Annotated in this window: 13 protein-coding genes; 6 read left to right on the top strand and 7 right to left on the bottom strand. The window is 55.2% G+C overall.

Going from position 1 to position 16,395, the window contains the following annotated elements; all coding sequences use genetic code 11:
- Positions 1-15 precede the first annotated feature (15 nt).
- From FHI25_RS03495 to FHI25_RS20540, 3 genes are all read right to left on the bottom strand, one after another.
- On the bottom strand, positions 16-375 hold the full coding sequence (locus tag FHI25_RS03495) for a TraR/DksA family transcriptional regulator (RefSeq protein ID WP_064779891.1): 360 nt from the start codon (positions 373-375) through the stop codon (positions 16-18).
- 100 nt (positions 376-475) lie between these two features.
- Positions 476-1,690, bottom strand: coding sequence for a hypothetical protein (locus tag FHI25_RS03500; RefSeq protein WP_210515155.1), 1,215 nt, complete (start codon positions 1,688-1,690; stop codon positions 476-478).
- A 145-nt stretch (positions 1,691-1,835) separates the two neighbouring features.
- Complete coding sequence (locus tag FHI25_RS20540; protein WP_246878878.1) at positions 1,836-1,985, bottom strand: hypothetical protein; 150 nt, start codon at positions 1,983-1,985, stop codon at positions 1,836-1,838.
- Between the two features lie 646 nt (positions 1,986-2,631).
- Here FHI25_RS20540 and FHI25_RS03510 point away from each other — a divergent pair.
- The 4 genes from FHI25_RS03510 to FHI25_RS03525 all read left to right on the top strand — a co-directional run bounded on the left by FHI25_RS03510 (position 2,632) and on the right by FHI25_RS03525 (position 7,780).
- Complete coding sequence (locus tag FHI25_RS03510; RefSeq protein ID WP_246878962.1) at positions 2,632-4,494, top strand: ABC transporter substrate-binding protein; 1,863 nt, start codon at positions 2,632-2,634, stop codon at positions 4,492-4,494.
- Between the two features lie 45 nt (positions 4,495-4,539).
- Positions 4,540-6,900: an ATP-binding protein gene (locus FHI25_RS03515; RefSeq protein WP_210515169.1), complete on the top strand. Its 2,361-nt coding sequence runs from the start codon at positions 4,540-4,542 to the stop codon at positions 6,898-6,900.
- Positions 6,901-7,171: 271 nt separating this feature from the next.
- Positions 7,172-7,396, top strand: coding sequence for a hypothetical protein (locus FHI25_RS03520; RefSeq protein ID WP_062956730.1), 225 nt, complete (start codon positions 7,172-7,174; stop codon positions 7,394-7,396).
- Between the two features lie 156 nt (positions 7,397-7,552).
- Positions 7,553-7,780, top strand: a complete 228-nt coding sequence (locus FHI25_RS03525) for a hypothetical protein (protein WP_064787560.1) — start codon at positions 7,553-7,555, stop codon at positions 7,778-7,780.
- Between the two features lie 177 nt (positions 7,781-7,957).
- Here FHI25_RS03525 and gltB read toward each other — a convergent pair whose 3' ends face one another.
- On the bottom strand, positions 7,958-12,523 hold the full coding sequence (gene gltB / locus FHI25_RS03530; protein WP_210515173.1) for a glutamate synthase large subunit: 4,566 nt from the start codon (positions 12,521-12,523) through the stop codon (positions 7,958-7,960).
- 29 nt (positions 12,524-12,552) lie between these two features.
- Positions 12,553-13,983 carry an NAD(P)-dependent oxidoreductase gene (locus FHI25_RS03535; RefSeq protein ID WP_008888355.1) on the bottom strand — a complete coding sequence of 477 codons (1,431 nt, stop codon included), beginning with the start codon at positions 13,981-13,983 and terminating at the stop codon, positions 12,553-12,555.
- A 265-nt stretch (positions 13,984-14,248) separates the two neighbouring features.
- Between FHI25_RS03535 and FHI25_RS03540 the strand changes: the two genes are divergently transcribed.
- Together FHI25_RS03540 and FHI25_RS03545 are read left to right on the top strand one after the other, a co-directional pair.
- On the top strand, positions 14,249-15,079 hold the full coding sequence (locus tag FHI25_RS03540) for an undecaprenyl-diphosphate phosphatase (RefSeq protein ID WP_210515177.1): 831 nt from the start codon (positions 14,249-14,251) through the stop codon (positions 15,077-15,079).
- A 47-nt stretch (positions 15,080-15,126) separates the two neighbouring features.
- On the top strand, positions 15,127-15,666 hold the full coding sequence (locus tag FHI25_RS03545; protein ID WP_210515181.1) for a GNAT family N-acetyltransferase: 540 nt from the start codon (positions 15,127-15,129) through the stop codon (positions 15,664-15,666).
- A 23-nt stretch (positions 15,667-15,689) separates the two neighbouring features.
- Here the strand turns inward: FHI25_RS03545 and FHI25_RS03550 are convergent, their stop codons facing one another.
- Both FHI25_RS03550 and FHI25_RS03555 read right to left on the bottom strand, forming a co-directional pair.
- Positions 15,690-15,965 carry a DUF3572 domain-containing protein gene (locus FHI25_RS03550; RefSeq protein WP_008888358.1) on the bottom strand — a complete coding sequence of 92 codons (276 nt, stop codon included), beginning with the start codon at positions 15,963-15,965 and terminating at the stop codon, positions 15,690-15,692.
- Between the two features lie 28 nt (positions 15,966-15,993).
- Positions 15,994-16,386, bottom strand: coding sequence for a hypothetical protein (locus FHI25_RS03555; RefSeq protein WP_210515185.1), 393 nt, complete (start codon positions 16,384-16,386; stop codon positions 15,994-15,996).
- Positions 16,387-16,395: the final 9 nt, after the last annotated feature.

Here is a 16,395-nt window from a genome sequence, read left to right on the forward strand (position 1 = left end):
CTTTACGCGCAACGATCAGACATGGCTCACATGATCAGCGCAATCGACGCAAAGCGGTGTGGTCGGATCGAATTCGAGGCGCTTGGCGGCAATCGGTTCACCGCAATTGTGGCAATGACCGTATTGGTCGTCATCCATGCGCTTGAGGGTTTTTTCAATCTGCTCCAGCTCGACCACGCGGCGGCGTTCCTGCTCAAGATGCATTTCCTGATTTTGCAGGGCATCCATCCGCGACAGACGACCGACCGCCTGCTGATCCAGTTCGACCGGCTTGCGGTAGTCTTCCGAGTGGGTTGAATGTGCCAGAATCTCGGCGCGTCTTTCCTCCAGCCGGGTGCGCAATTTCGCAAGATCAATGTCTGTTCGATCCGTCATCCGAAACCTCATTATACGTTGTTGTTCTTGGCTATTAATATGGGTGCAGTGAGCCCTCTTTCGCCAATGCATAGATCAAATTATTCAAAGATTTTGCCGATCACGTGCAATTGCCGCAGGCATCGACAAGTTTTTCAAGAGCTGCCTTGGCTTCGTCATCATCGAGGCCTTCGGATTTGATCTTTTTCTGGATTTTGCAGCAAAGGTCCGGCCCATTCGGGAACGGTTTGTCGGTCCAGAACGGGGCGGATGTGGCGAAATATCCCGCCTGATCAAGGAACGAGACGCCATAGTAATAGGCGGCCCCGACCGAATTATAGAAGGTCGGGTCATCGATAAAACCACCATCGGGCGTCATCGATTTGGTCAGGCACCAGTCAAGCACCAAGGCGATATCTTTGGATGCTGCATTTTGGGTCGCACCATCAACCTTGGTCCAGCCAAGATCGAAAATCTTGGTGACGTCGTAATTATTGTGATTGTTGAAATCACCATTGTGCTTCCAGCCGAACGGATACGCATTGTCGCGGATCGCCAGGGTGGTGTTGAAAATCTGCGTCCACAGATCGACCTTGCCATGCTGATAGGAAATATTGTGGAACGTCAGGCTGAGATCGCAGCTTTTAAGAACGCCCTGATCGGTGGTGTCGAACCAACCGCCCCAATAACCACTTTGACCATCCTGCCAGTCATCAAGCCATGATTTGTAGGCTTTGATGTAATCATCGGTCAGATCAAAACCCTTTACGTTGGTTTTGAAATAATCGCGGATTTCGCTTTTAAAGCACATCTGTGACAGTGCTGCCGTTACGGCCCCCAGCGCATCACGGCGATCCAGACCATCGGCAAAAATCCGCGATGTCTTTTGACCATCGAGCCAGGCGGTCATTTTGGCAGGTGTTGAAATCGGTTCCAGAAAGGCAAGCGGGTATTCAGGCGCCTTGCCTTCATCGGCCAGCGTGTTGACCGCATCAATCATCGCATCGACTTTGAGGAACCATTGATCGTAACACGGCCCCCAGGAACCGTCGCTTGCCACCTGTTTTTCGGCCCATGCCTGTTCGGGATTGTTCAGCGAACTGGCAAAGCCAGCGAGCTTTTGATCCAGCGTCTTCCAGTCGGCGGTGTATTGCAAAAGCCATTTGCATTCGATCATCTGCTGATCGGAGGCCGCCATGCTGTTGCCGGTTTTCTGGGCGGCGATCAGTTTATCCTGAAGCGGGGCAAGATTTGCGGCATATGTATTTTGCTGCGCGACATAGTCGGGATCAAAAACGCAGAACTGCGCCGTGATCAGTTTACTAAAATCCGTCAAACCCCTGCCCCCGATATTTCAAAAGATATTTATCATGTAAAACCATGACAAATACCCGTGCAGATCCAAAGCATTATCGACAAACGGCTTCAAATAGCCGAGGGATGGCATGGGATGTTGGGGCGGCTGGATGTTGGGCTGGAAACTAGTTGCCCAGCAGCCAGTTGCGGATCACGCGCAATGCCTGTTCGGGGTCGGTATCGACGATCCTGGCGGCGACATTGGCCTTTTTGCGATCAATCATGCCGTCGATGCCGGCCAGATTGAACCGGTCCTGATCGTCGGATCCAGACACATGCGAGACGCCCGCCGTTGTTGCGCGCAATCTTTCACGCAAACGCGAATCCGAACCCGATTCGTAGCGTGGGATCGGTGCCGCAGGCTTTGGACCGGGTAAAAATGACGGTCCATTCCCTGTTTTATCGCTGTTATCTGATTGCGTCATTGGCACAACTTTCGGTTCGCATTGTGACACAGTCATCATATTGGGCTGCCCCGACAGAGTGCAAATCCAATCACATCCTGCAAGGCGCTCTCAACCACTTCAGATCGTTATATTAGTTTAAAAGAAACTTTGATTTCCGGGCGTTTCGGATGCTAGGGTCAAACTAGAATAAGAAGAAAAAAGATGGGTGCGACGCTGAATTTTTCCCAATCGAGCGGACGGTTTGATCATTTGATCACCGATGAAAATGCGTTCGAAAGTCGAAACGTATTTCACATATAGCAATTTCACCGCGCAATGAATCGATACAAAAAAACGCGCGATTGCAAATTTTGTACTTCCACAACTCGATCACTCTATCTAGTTTGGGAGGATCAACTTACCACCACTTTAGGGTAGTTGTCGCAATACTTTAGACCAGAGCACGCAAATCCAAAAGGGGGGGCAGGTTTTTGTGAGGCACCATACTCTTATCCTGATTGTTGCGTTGACCACAATGCTGACTGGCGTTGCCAAAACGCATGCCGTTGAATTTGGTGAAGCACCCGAACTTGCCAAACTGGTTGAGGACGGGAATCTGCCGCCAGTCAAGGATCGCTTGCCGACCGCACCGATGATCGTCACCCCCAATGAACGGGTCGGAACCTATGGCGGCACCTGGAAAATGGCACAGCGGAATAGCCGTGACCATGCCCTGCTGATCAGGACAATTGGATATGAGCCACTTCTGCGCTGGACCCCGCAATGGTCTTCGACCATCCCCAATGTTGCACTGTCATTCCAGCCCAGCAGCGATGCAACCGAGTTCTTTTTCCGTCTGCGACAAGGCATGCGGTGGTCGGATGGCACCCCGTTTACGGCTGATGACATCGTTTTCTGGTACGAAGATATCCTGAACAATCCGGCCTTTGCCGATGCGGTGCCGGAATGGCTGACATCGGGCGGCAATACCGTGCAAGTCGACGAGATCGATCCCTATACCGTCGCGTTTCGTTTCAGCAAGCCATACGGCCTTTTCCCGACCGCCCTTGCCCGTCCCGAAGGCGTTGAGCCGGTAAGCTATCCGGCGCATTTTCTGAAGCCACTTTTGCCGAAATATAATGCCAATGCCGATGCCGACGCCCAGAAGATGGGTTATTCCGGCTGGAAAGAGCGCTTTATCGACGTATTTGGGCAGCCCGGTACGATTGATGACCCGACGCGCTGGAACAATCCCGATGTGCCGACCCTGAATGCCTGGGTGCTTACCGGGGTATATGGCAAGGACGATCCGCTGATCGCCAAGCGCAATCCCTATTACTGGAAAATTGACCCGACCGGCCGTCAACTTCCCTATATCGACACGGTTTCCATGACACTGGTGCCTTCGAAAAGTGCGGCCGGGGATGCGGCAATTGCGGGCAAGGTCAATATGCAGGAACGCCATATCGGCACGCGCGCCAACGAAGTTCTGGCCCAAAACAAGGATCTTCAGGCCTTCACGCTGATCGAGAGCGATATGAATATCATGACCTTGTCACTTAATCTTAATGACAAGGACCCGGTGCTGCGCGACATCTTCCAGAACAAGGATTTTCGCGTCGCACTGTCATATGCGATTGATCGCGAGACAATCATTGATCGCTTTGTGCCCGGTGCCTTGCCCCATCAGGCGGCCCCGAGACCGGAAAGCCCGCAATATCACACGGTACTGGCGCGACAGTTCATGGCATATAATGTCGAACTGGCGCGGACCTATATTGCCAAAGCAGGACTGACCACCATCAATGATGACGGCATCCTGTTGCGTCCGGATGGCAAGCCGCTTTCATTCACGATTGATACCGAGGGTGCGGAACGCTTTCAGATGCTGGATGCGGTCATGGGGTATTGGCGCGAACTTGGCATTGATGTCAGGGCCCGAAACCTTGCGCGCGACGAGTTTGTCGCTTTGCGCGAACGCAATGAACACAATGCCAGTGCGTGGGGCGGTGACGGCGGCCTTGATGCGATGCTCATTCCGATCAATTACCTGCCGATGTCTTCTGAATCGTCATGGTTTGCAACCGGATGGGCCAACTGGTACCTGAACCCGGAAAGCCCCGATGCAATCACCCCGCCCCAGGATGTTCAGGATCAGCTTGCGCTTTATGACCAGCTCAAAGCGACAGCAAATGCGGAAAAACAAAATCAACTGATGCGCGATATTCTCGACATCAGTGCAAATCAGTTTTACCTTATGGGAATTGCATTACCGCCAAACAGAAAAGGCGTGGTAGCACGGGACTTCCACAACGTTCCCAAGGTCATGCCTGCCGCCTGGAGTTATGCGACACCTGCACCGACCAATCCAAGTCAGTATTTTATTCAGCCCGAGTAAAATCCACGACAAACACGCATCATTCTGAATGGGGGCAGAATTAACTTGAGGACGCTGTTTGACCGACTGATCGGCAGTCTGGTTTTCAAGATCGCATTTGCGATCATTGTCGTGGAAACCATCCTTTTTGGTCTGTTTGGCGGTTATTATGTGAACTATTTCGGGGCCGAAATTGACCGCAGGATTGCGGAACAGATCAGCACACCCGGACGGCTTATTCAGCAGGAACAACTCAAGGTCTCTATTCTGAGCGACGCCGAGCAGATGGAACTTCTTCTCGGACGGCATTTGCAGCAAGCGTTCGCTGTCGGTTTTGACGGCACCATTTATCATTCGATCGACCCGTTGATGATCGGTGCATCAATCAGCTCGTTACCGGACTTCCCGACCGAACAGCTTCGCGCCGACATGAGCGAGCAGACCCTGTTCACGGTCAATGGCGATGCCGGGTCCAGCATGGTCAGTATCACGCCGATCTTTGCGCTCGATGCCAATCAGCCCTTCATGTATGTCTATCTCAAGGTGTCGACCGAGGGCCTTGAAGAAAGCCAGCGCCAGATGCAATCGGTGCTTGTGATCGGCTCCATCCTTTGTGTGTTGCTGACCTCAGCACTGATTTTCCTGTTTACCCAGCACACGGTGCTCAAGCGCCTGATCACGGCGGCACAGTTTGTTAACAAGATCCAGGTCGGCAAGCTGAGTTCACGGCTGACACCGATGGGACGTGACGAAATCGGCATTCTCGAACGCGGTTTGAACGCCATGGCCGAAAGTCTGGAACGCCGCACCCAGCAACACCAGGCAGCCCAGAATGCCTTGCGCGACAGTGAAGAACGTTTCCGCGACTTTACCCTGTCTTCCGCCGACTGGTACTGGGAGATGGGCAGCGATTTCAAAATCGCCTTTGCGTCGTACAAGTTTTATCAGCTGATCGAGGAAATCAACGGCTCCCCGCAGGGGCAGTCGTTTGACAAGCTTGGGCTTCATCCGGAACACCCGGAGGGGTGGCGATATCTGCAACGCCATCTTGATGAACATTCCGCGTTCTATAACGTCGAATTTTCCTGGACATCGCGGGATGGTGAAAAGCAGTTCGGGCGGATCAATGGCGTGCCTGTATTTGCGCTGGATGGCAGTTTCAACGGCTATCGCGGGACGGGTAGCAACATTACCGACCAAAAGCGCGCCGCCGAGGAACAACAAGCCTTGCAGCGCCAGCTTGCCACATCGCAAAAGCTTGAGGCGGTTGGCCAGATGGCCGGTGGTGTTGCCCATGAGTTCAACAATTGCCTTGCCGGTATCCTGAGTTTCGCCGAAGTGGCGCGTGCCAAGATAGATGATCCCGAACGGGTCAAGGAATATATCGATCACGTCATCTCGCTTGGTGAACGGGCGACCGGTGTTGCCGATCAGCTTTTGATGTTCTCGCGCCGCAGGATCGATCAGCCGAAGAATGTTCGGGTTGAAAGCATCTTTGCGGAGATGGAAAAACTGCTGGTGACTTTGCTTGAGCACCGGATTGATTTGCAAATCTGGGCCGACGAGGCCGACCTTCATACAAGGGTTGACCCGACGCAATTGTCGGCCTGTATCCTCAACCTTGCGATCAATGCGCGCGATGCGATGCCCGATGGCGGCACGCTTCAGATTTCATGCAGCAGTGCCGATATTCCGCCGCTGGCACAGCGCGATGCCGATGAAGACGAGGATATCTATCCGCCAGAGGTAGAGGGCCAGTTTGTTGTCATCACCGTGCAGGATACCGGCACCGGCATTCCCGAAGATGTGATCGATCATATTTTCGAGCCCTTCTTCTCGACCAAGGAGCCGGGCAAGGGGACCGGTCTTGGGCTTTCGATTGTTCATAGCTGGGTCGAAGAGGCGCACGGCTTTATCAATCTTGAAAGTGTCGAGGGCGAAGGCACGACGTTTTCAATCTATCTGCCGCGTTCGGAACCCGGGGCGGAGCCGGAGGACGAAGTTGACGAGATCGGCGTCTTCCCCGGCAATGGCGAGCGTGTTCTGATTGTCGATGATGAACAGGCCCTGCGCACGACCGCCCAAATCATCCTTGAAGATGCTGGTTATCGCACCGAGATTGCAAAAAGCACCGAAGAAGCGTTGGTGATCCTGCAAACCAACACGGGTGATGCGGCATTTGATGTGATTGTGACCGACGTCGTGTTGCCCGGTCGCAGTGGCCCGCAACTGATCATCGAAGCATTGCGCCAAAACCCGCGCTATGGCGTGGTGTTCATGTCCGGTTACCCGGCACGATCGCGCAAGGAACTGGATAATCTTTTGGGCAATTACGTGTTTGTCAAAAAGCCGTTCCGCCCCGGCAAGCTGCAAAAAGCGGTTCATGATGCGCTCAAACTCGCATCCGAACGGGCGCAGTCGAGCTGACATCGCTGCTCAACTGGTCGAGTCCCCAACCCTGACCATCGCGAAATCGCGGAATTTTCGCCGAATGGTTAAAAAAATCTTACCCGCCTATATTAGTTAAAATGGCTGCAAACCAAGCAATTGGCAGGGTCTGGGTTGCGACAGCACTGGATAGTGTGACAACCATCACTTATATCAACCTTACAAGCCCATACCGTGAACTTCAGACAGATTTGAAGAACCCGGTAAAGATTGATGGGCATCGCCCACCCGGACAAAGAAAGAGGTCAGGATGATCGGCTCAGTTCAAGGTTCAGGACTTGGTTCAGCGGCACAGGCCGTGAATGATGCAATTACGCCCAAAGGTGGTGCAGACCCGTCTTTGCCTTTCGCAGCCGCAGAAGGCGCGATCAATAAGGCAACCGGTCTTGCCAAGGTGATCGGCTCGATCGTCACCGAACACCAGCCGCTTGAAACCAGCGGCAATCGTGGCACCAAGGTTAATATCCTAACGTGATTTTTCCCTCTCGTTAGCTTCCTCCGGGGTGGTCTTTTATGGCCACCCTTCTTTCTGTCTGGACCACGGATTGCGCTTTGATGCGACCGTCACGCGATCATGACAAACGTCTGACCACGTGCTAGGGTAAGCCCAACATCAATCGTGGACGATCAGATGACCACCAACAGAATTGGCACAGGCTCCTCCCATACAGGCCTTCAGGATGCGCGCGCGCGTCCGCAGGGCGGCATGGTTTCGCGGGGTCGGGTTGGTGCCAATTCCGATCAGCCATCCTCAGACAGCTTCATCGCATCCCAGCTTGCCCGCCTGCGCAACCTGATCGCCACCGATCAGATTGACCATAATGCCCGGCGCGGGACTTACCTGAACATCGTGCTTTAACCAGCAATACCGCACATCATTGCGTCGTGACGTTCCCAGCGGGAGCGCAGGTGTTGGCGCGACTTTATGCTTCCCAGCAAGCTCGCCCACAAAGAAAAAAGCCCCGTACCGAAGTACGGGGCGAGTTCGTTTGTCCAGGTGTGTTGGACAAGGGAGCTTGCGCAAAAGCGTGAGGGATCACGCAGTTGCCTGGTTTTCGCTCTCGGAGCGAATGGGGTGTTCCAGCTTGTCGACGATTTCCTTTGGCACGATCTGCCAGAAGTTGCCGCGTTCACGATCCCAGTTATCGAGGATGGTGCGCGCGAAACCACTTTCGGTTTCGGCCACATGCTCTTCGATCAGAGAACGGCAATGTTCGTCCCAATGCTGGGTTTCAATGCGCTGATACAGGATGGAGCCATCATTAACGACATCGGTAAAGGTATTGTCGCGGTCATAGATGAACGCCATGCCACCGGTCATGCCGGCACCGAAGTTTTCACCAACGGAGCCAAGAATGACAGCCGTGCCGCCGGTCATATATTCACAACCGTTCGAGCCACAGCCTTCAACCACGACGGTCGCACCGGAGTTACGCACACAGAAACGTTCACCGGCCTGACCCGCGGCAAACAGCTTGCCTGCGGTCGCACCATACAAAATGGTGTTACCGATGATGGTGTTTTCGTTGGTCTTAAGCGAGCTGCTTGGGCGCGGACGCAGAACAATCGTTCCGCCCGAAAGGCCCTTGCCGACATAGTCGTTGGCATCGCCCTGAACTTCGATCTTGAGCCCCTGCACGGCAAAGGCACCAAGCGACTGACCAGCCGAGCCACGCAGACGGACATGGAGATGACCCGGTTTCAGGCCGGTCATGCCGTATTTCTGCGTGATCAGTGACGACATCCGGGTCCCAATCGCACGCTGGGTGTTCTGGATGTTGTACTGCAGCTGCATCTTTTCGCCGTCTTCCAGAAGCGGACGGGCATCCTTGATCATCTGGGCATCAAGGGTATCCGGTACTTCGTTACGGCCTTCGATGGTGCAGAAGCGGGCATGATCGCCAGCATCTGCCTGTGCCAGAAGCGGGTTAAGGTCAAGGTCAACAAGGTCCTTGGCACCACGGTGAACCTGCTGAAGCAGGTCTGATCGGCCAATAACATCTTCGAGGCGGGTATAGCCAAGCTCGGCCAGAACGTCTTTGACTTCCTCGGCCATGAAGGTGAACAGGTTGACCAGCTTGTCTGCCGTACCGACGAACTTGGCACGCAGTGCCGGATCCTGGGTACAGACCCCCACCGGGCAGGTGTTCGAATGGCACTGACGCACCATGATGCAGCCAAGCGCGATCAGGGAGGCCGTCCCGATACCGAATTCCTCGGCACCGAGCATGGCACCGATCACCACGTCGCGGCCGGTTTTGAAACCACCGTCAACGCGCAGCTTGACCTTGTCACGCAGGTTGTTGAGCGTGAGCACCTGGTTGACTTCCGACAGGCCCATTTCCCATGGAACGCCGGCATATTTGATCGAGGTCTGCGGGCTAGCACCCGTACCACCGTCATAACCCGAAATCAGGATCACGTCGGCTTTTGCCTTGGCAACACCGGCGGCAATCGTCCCGACACCCGAACGTGACACCAGCTTGACGCAGACGCGGCAGCGCGGGTTGATCTGTTTGAGGTCATAGATCAGCTGTGCCAGATCTTCGATCGAGTAGATGTCATGGTGCGGCGGCGGTGAAATCAGGGTCACACCCGGCGTTGCATGGCGCAGCTGGGCGATTTCCACTGTGACCTTGAAGCCCGGCAACTGACCACCTTCGCCCGGTTTTGCACCCTGGGCGACCTTGATCTGGATTTCTTCGCAGTTATTGAGGTATTCGGCCGTGACACCGAAACGACCCGATGCGACCTGCTTGATCGAGGAACGCGCATTGTCACCGTTCGCACGCGGACGGAAACGTTCACGCGATTCACCACCTTCACCGGAGTTCGATTTCGCACCGATGCGGTTCATGGCAATCGCCAAGGCTTCGTGCGCCTCGGTCGAGAGCGCCCCGTGGGACATGCCCGGGGTTACGAAACGTTTGCGGATTTCGGTGATGCTTTCGACCTTGTCCTGATGAACAGGGCTATGGTCACTGCGGAAATCAAGAAGATCGCGCAGATGAAGCGGTTCACGCGACCGCAGACCTTCGGAGAATTTGCGGAAGGTGTTGTAGCTGCCAGACGTCACAGCGGACTGCAAGGTATGGATCAGCGGACCGGTCCAGACGTGACGTTCGCCACTGCGACGATACTTATAAAGACCACCCACCGGAAGCGTCACGACATTGCCGTTAAAGGCTTCTTTGTGCTGGGCGATGGTGCGGCGCTGAATACCCTGAAGGCCGATCCCCGAAATGCGCGACGGCATGCCCGGGAAGAATTCAGCCACAAGCGACCGCGACAGACCGATGCTTTCGAAGTTGTAGCCACCACGATAGGAGCTGATGATCGAGATGCCCATTTTCGACATGATCTTGAGCAAGCCGGCATCAATTGCGGCCTTGAAGCGCTGCATGACTTCGGCGGTGCTGTTCACATTCGGGAACAGGCCACGCGCATAACGATCCAGCAGACCTTCCTGTGCGAGATAGGCGTTGACCGTCGTTGCACCGACACCGATCAGAACGGCGAAGTAATGCACATCCATGCATTCGGCCGAGCGAACGTTGAGCGAGATATAGGTGCGAAGCGACGTCTTGACGAGGTAGCTGTGTACGCCACCGGTCGCAAGGATCATCGGGATCGCGGCACGGGTTTCGGAAATGCCTTCGTCGGTCAGGATGATGTGCAGGGCACCGCCGCGCACAGCTTCCTCGGCTTCGCGCTGGATGCGGGTGATCGCATCACGCAGGGCCGTCTGCCCACCACTGATGTCAAAGGTGGTGTCAATTTCAACAGCACTGTCGCCCATATAGCCGCGCATGGCGTCATATTCGGCGTTGGTCAGAACCGGGCTTTCGAGCTGCAGCAAGTCACACTGGCTTTCATCCTCGTCCAGGATGTTGCCAAGGTTGCCCAGACGGGTTTTCAGGCTCATGACGCGCGCTTCACGAAGACTGTCGATCGGCGGGTTGGTGACCTGCGAGAAGTTCTGGCGGAAGAAGTGATGCAGGCCGCGATAACGGTCCGACAGGATCGCAAGCGGGGTGTCATCGCCCATCGAACCGATGGCTTCCTTGCCGTCCTCACCCATCGGGTGCAGGATCAGTTCAAGGTCTTCGTGGGTCAGGCCCATCGCCTTTTGCATGCGCAACAGGCGTTCTTTTTCGAAATGTGCCGGTTCGGCATGTTCCGGTGAAATCAGATCATCAAGCACCTTGGTGCGGCCAACCCATTTCGACCAGTCGCGACGTGCTGCCAGCTGATCTTTTAGTTCGGCATCATGCAGCAATTTGCCTTCTGCGAGGTTGACGGCAATCATCTGGCCCGGGCCGAGGCGGCCTTTTTCAACGCAGGCTTCCTCGTCGATATGAACCATACCGGCCTCGGAGCCCGCGATCAGAAGACCGTTGCCGGTCACCGCATAACGCAGCGGACGCAGACCGTTACGGTCGGTGCCCCCCATCAGCCATTTGCCGCCATAGGCCGCAAGGGCGGCCGGGCCGTCCCACGGTTCCATCACAGCGTTGCAATAGGCATAGAGGTTTTTATAGCTGTCTGGCGTGGAGGCCTTTTTCGACCAGGCTTCCGGCACCATCATGGTTTTGACCATCGGCAGGTCACGACCCGAACGCACCATCAGTTCGAACACGGCATCAAGGGCGGCCGAGTCAGACGAGCCCGGCTGGATCACCGGTTTGAGGTCATCGATGCTGTCGGCATAGGCATCATGTGCCATGCGTGCTTCGTGGCTTTTCATCCAGTTGACGTTGCCGCGCAACGTGTTGATTTCGCCGTTGTGGGCGAGAACACGGAACGGCTGTGCCAACGGCCAGCTCGGGAAGGTGTTGGTCGAGTAGCGCTGATGATAGACGCAGAAGTTCGAGATGAAGCGATCATCGCGCAGGTCGGGATAGAAGGTATCGACGTCTTCGGCCAGGAACATGCCCTTGTAGATCACTGAACGGCACGACATCGAGCAGATGTAGAAATCCTTGATCGCCTCGGAAAGGACGGCCTTCTCGATGCGGCGACGGATGGCATAAAGGTCGATCTCGAATTTTTCTTCGTCGACGTCGTCACGGACACCGATCAGAACCTGTTCGATTTCCGGGCGGGTCTGGTTGGCTTTTTCACCGATGACAGACACATCAACCGGGACCTGACGCCAGCCCAGAATGCCGTAACCCTGTTTGAGGATTTCGGTTTCAACAATCGCACGGCAACGTTCCTGTGCGGCCATGTCGATACGCGGCAGGAAGACCTGACCAACAGCGATCAGACTGTCCGGGGCTTCCTGGTTGATGACTTTCAAGTATGCCTTGAAGAAATCCTGCGGGATCTGAAGATGGATACCCGCGCCATCACCGGTCTTGCCGTCGGCATCAACAGCGCCACGGTGCCAGATGGCTTTCAGCGCCTCGATACCGGCTTCGACAACTTCGCGGCGCGGTTTGCCGTCAATGGCACCGACCAGACCCACACCACAGTTGGCGTGTTCTTCGGCCGGGTCATACATGCCACTGGCTTCAAGATGTGCTGCGTTCTTTTCAAAACGGGCGATGTCAGCAGCGCCACGGTTCTGATCCATTTTATCCTGAACGATCTTGTTCATATCGTCTCTCTCCTAATGCGGCAGCGGGCTTAAGCAGCAGCTTCTTTGCGCGCCAGCAAATACTCATCAATCCGGTCAGCCGCATCACGGCCATCGCGAATTGCCCAGACCACAAGCGATGCACCACGGGCAATATCACCCGCAGCAAACACGCCATCGAGATTGGTCATCATGGTGCGGAAGTCGATCTTGACCGTCCCCCAGCGCGACACACCCAGTTCCGGTGCATCAAACAGGGTCGGCAGGTCTTCGGGTTCGAAACCAAGGGCCAGGATGACCATGTCGGCATCCATGGTGTAGCTTGAACCTTCGATGATTTCCGGGCTCTGACGGCCACCGGCATCCGGGGCACCAAGGCGCATCTTGACGGCACGTACACCGGTTACCTTGTCATCGCCGACAAAGGCTTCGGGGTTGGTCAGCCAGACAAACTCGACACCTTCTTCCTCGGCATTGGCGACTTCGCGCTGGGAGCCCGGCATGTTTGCACGGTCACGGCGATAGAGACACTTGACCGATTTGGCACCCTGACGGATCGCGGTACGGACACAGTCCATGGCGGTATCACCACCACCGATCACGACAACATTCTTGTCCTTGGCATTCAGCGTTCCGTCTTCGTAAGCCGGAACCGTGTCACCCAGGCCGTGGCGGTTGGACGTGGTCAGGTATTCAAGTGCCGGATAGACGTTGCCAAGACCGGCACCGGGCAGCTTCAGTTCGCGGGCCTTGTAAACGCCGGTCGCGATCAGAACGCTGTCATGTTTCTTGCGCAGGTCATCAAGGGTCGCATCGCGGCCAACTTCGAATTCGGTGTGCATGACAACACCACCTTCTTCGAGAAGCTTCACGCGGCGTTCGACGACATCCTTTTCAAGCTTGAAGCCCGGAATACCATAGACCAGCAGCCCGCCCATGCGGTCATAACGGTCATAGATATGGACTTCATATCCTTTGAGACGCAGCTGTTCGGCTGCGGCCATGCCACCCGGACCACCGCCGATGATGCCAACCGACATGCCATTTTCCTTGGCCGGTTTCGGCGGCTTCACCCAGCCATTCGCAAAGGCGGTGTCGGTGATGTATTTTTCAACAGAACCGATGGTAACAGCGCCGTGGGTCGACTGTTCGATCACACAATTGCCTTCACACAGGCGGTCCTGCGGGCAGATGCGACCGGTGACTTCCGGCATGTTGTTGGTTGCAGCCGAGATGGCATAAGCCTCTTCAAGGCGACCTTCGGTGGTCAGGCGCAGCCAATCGGGGATGTTATTATAAAGCGGGCAATGCGCCTGGCAGAACGGCACACCACACTGCGAGCAGCGCGATGACTGATCGGCGGCACTATTGTCATCAAACGGTGCATAAATTTCGTTGAAATCCGTGCGGCGCTCGGACGCTTCTCTTTTGTGCGGATATTTTTGTTCAAGATGAACAAATGTCAGCATCTTTTCTGTCATGACGGCCCTCTGGAAGGGTTTTATGTTGCGGGTTTTGCTCTGTATACGTGTCGAACACGCAAGAATCCAGCACAAAATATCATTTAGGTCAATATTACTGACTTAAATATCCGGACGAATTTTCCGGTTTTTCAAAGAACACCTTGGAAAATGACCGCAACATTGTTTCAATAGTACCATAATGGTACTATTTATGCGTTTCGCCAAAATGGGCTAAACTGCTATAAGCGATCAGTTTTTGCAGCGAACAGCCACAGAGGCGGGCGTGACCCTACAGCACATTATTCTTCTGGCGATCGTTCAAGGGATCACCGAATTTCTCCCGATCAGTTCATCTGGCCACCTTGTCCTGGCCCCTGCCCTTACCGGCAGCGCGGATCAGGGTTTGTTGGTAGACGTTGCGGTGCATGTCGGTACTTTGGCTGCTGTTTTGATCTATTTCTGGCGTGATGTGTTTGCCATGCTTGGCGGATTCGTCCGGCTGTTTACCGGGCGAATCAACCCCGGTGCCCGTCTTGCGCTTCATATCGTGCTTGCCACCATCCCGGTGATTGCCGTCGGATTCTATTTCAAGGTTTCCGGGATCGAGGAACAGCTGCGCTCTGTTGAAATCATTGCCTGGACCACACTTGGCTTTGGCATCTTGCTTTGGTTTGCCGACAAGGTTGGCATGACGATCAACCGTCTTGAACATATGCGCTGGGGCGGTGCCCTGTTTATCGGGCTGGCACAGGTTCTGGCACTTGTGCCGGGTACCAGCCGGTCGGGCATCACCATGACGGCTGCGCGCTTCATGGGGTATGAACGATCAGATGCCGCACAGTTTTCAATGCTGATGTCGATCCCGGTCATTCTAGGTGCCGGGTTGCTGGCAGGGATCGATTTGCATCAGGCGGGCGACATCAACCTGACCGAAGATGTTCTGCTTGCAGCGGGTCTGTCATTTATCACCGCCCTGATCGCCATTGCCCTTTTGATGAGCTGGCTGAAACGATCCAGCTTCACGCCGTTTGCCATCTATCGCATTTTGCTGGGCGGCGGACTTCTGGTGTGGATTTACGTCTATGGCGGTGCGCCCCTTCCATTCCTGAGCTGATCAACGACCACCGCCTCCACCGTCCAACGCATACCCAAGAGCCCCACATGTTTTTACGTCCCCTTGACCCGGCGGCAGATGGCGCCGCATTGCACCGCATTTTTGGTGATCCGGATTGCTGTACCTGGCTTCCTGACCCGGCCTTTGCCGATCTTGATGCGACGATTACCAAATTGCGCGAATGGACAACCGGGTTTGAAGCGACATCATGGGTAATCTGCGAGACACCGGATGGACCGGCCCTTGGGCGTATTGCGCTTTATAATGTCGGACGCGACGAAGATGTCTGGGAGGCGGCCTGTATGGTGACCCCGGCCGCACGTGGTCGGAATTATGCCGTACGTGGCCTTTATGCCGCGATCCGGGATCTGTTTGAAAATACCACCGCGCGCCGGGTGTTTGCCGATATCGACCCCGACAATCACGCGTCGATCAGAACATTTGAAAAGCTGGGCTTCACCCGCGAGGGTGTTCTGCGCGGCGAGTGGCAAACCCATATCGGCATTCGTGATTCGGTGATTTTCGGGCTGCTGCGTACTGACAGCCTGACCGATATTCCCAATCCGCCTGAATTGATCACCGCCTAGGCTGGTGCTTTTCCGGGCTGGGGTCAGTCCTGCCAGATCGGACCGCCGGACAGCACAATCTGGGCGCGCGCCGGGTCTTCGGGGGCATAATCCGACTCCTCGACAAAGCGCATCAGAAACGGTTCGTGCGACAGCAGGAATTCAAGCGCACCACACTGCACCTCGTTCGAGGCGATCCCGGCTTTGAGATCATCAAGCCCCATGCCGGTTTGCGCGATCAACCCTTGAAGCAATTCGTCGTCGCCCGCGATATGAGCGATGGCGCGAATGGCGAGAGTTTCAGCTGCTTCCTTGTTCATATGTGCGAATGCCTGCGTGATAGAACTGTTATTTAAACCATTTTGCCTTGGACAAGGCGCGCCAGACAACAAGACCGGCAATCACAATGACGCCTGCGGCAATTGCGCCCAAGCCATTGCCCGCCACCAGCACCAGCCCCCAGAAGCCGACCGTACCAAAGCCAATTGCCAGACTGAGGAAGGCGGACTTGGTCAGGGTGTCCTGATTTTTCTGGGCCATTTCGGCGCGCTTGATTTCATCGACGATCTCATACCACGCCAGTTGCTGCCAACGGGAATATTTCAGCCCCTTGCGCGGCCCCTTGCGGAGGAATTCATCAAGCTGTTTGACGATATTGGCTGCGCGCTCTTCGGGGGCGACATATTTGCCAATCCGTTCCTTCTTGCGCGGGCCTTCGTCTTCTTGGTCTGGTAACGGCATAGGGCAGCC

Source organism: Thalassospira sp. ER-Se-21-Dark (genome assembly GCF_017922435.1).
In the GTDB taxonomy this organism is placed as follows: domain Bacteria; phylum Pseudomonadota; class Alphaproteobacteria; order Rhodospirillales; family Thalassospiraceae; genus Thalassospira.

What these genes read in the sequence shown, in the direction of transcription:
- FHI25_RS03495 (WP_064779891.1), bottom strand. Translation starts at nt 375, where the DNA reads ATGACGGATCGAACAGACATTGATCTTGCGAAATTGCGCACCCGGCTG.
- FHI25_RS03510 (WP_246878962.1), top strand. Translation starts at nt 2,632, where the DNA reads ATGCTGACTGGCGTTGCCAAAACGCATGCCGTTGAATTTGGTGAAGCA.
- FHI25_RS03520 (WP_062956730.1), top strand. Translation starts at nt 7,172, where the DNA reads ATGATCGGCTCAGTTCAAGGTTCAGGACTTGGTTCAGCGGCACAGGCC.
- FHI25_RS03525 (WP_064787560.1), top strand. Translation starts at nt 7,553, where the DNA reads ATGACCACCAACAGAATTGGCACAGGCTCCTCCCATACAGGCCTTCAG.
- gltB (WP_210515173.1), bottom strand. Translation starts at nt 12,523, where the DNA reads ATGAACAAGATCGTTCAGGATAAAATGGATCAGAACCGTGGCGCTGCT.
- FHI25_RS03535 (WP_008888355.1), bottom strand. Translation starts at nt 13,983, where the DNA reads ATGACAGAAAAGATGCTGACATTTGTTCATCTTGAACAAAAATATCCG.
- FHI25_RS03545 (WP_210515181.1), top strand. Translation starts at nt 15,127, where the DNA reads ATGTTTTTACGTCCCCTTGACCCGGCGGCAGATGGCGCCGCATTGCAC.
- FHI25_RS03550 (WP_008888358.1), bottom strand. Translation starts at nt 15,965, where the DNA reads ATGAACAAGGAAGCAGCTGAAACTCTCGCCATTCGCGCCATCGCTCAT.
- FHI25_RS03555 (WP_210515185.1), bottom strand. Translation starts at nt 16,386, where the DNA reads ATGCCGTTACCAGACCAAGAAGACGAAGGCCCGCGCAAGAAGGAACGG.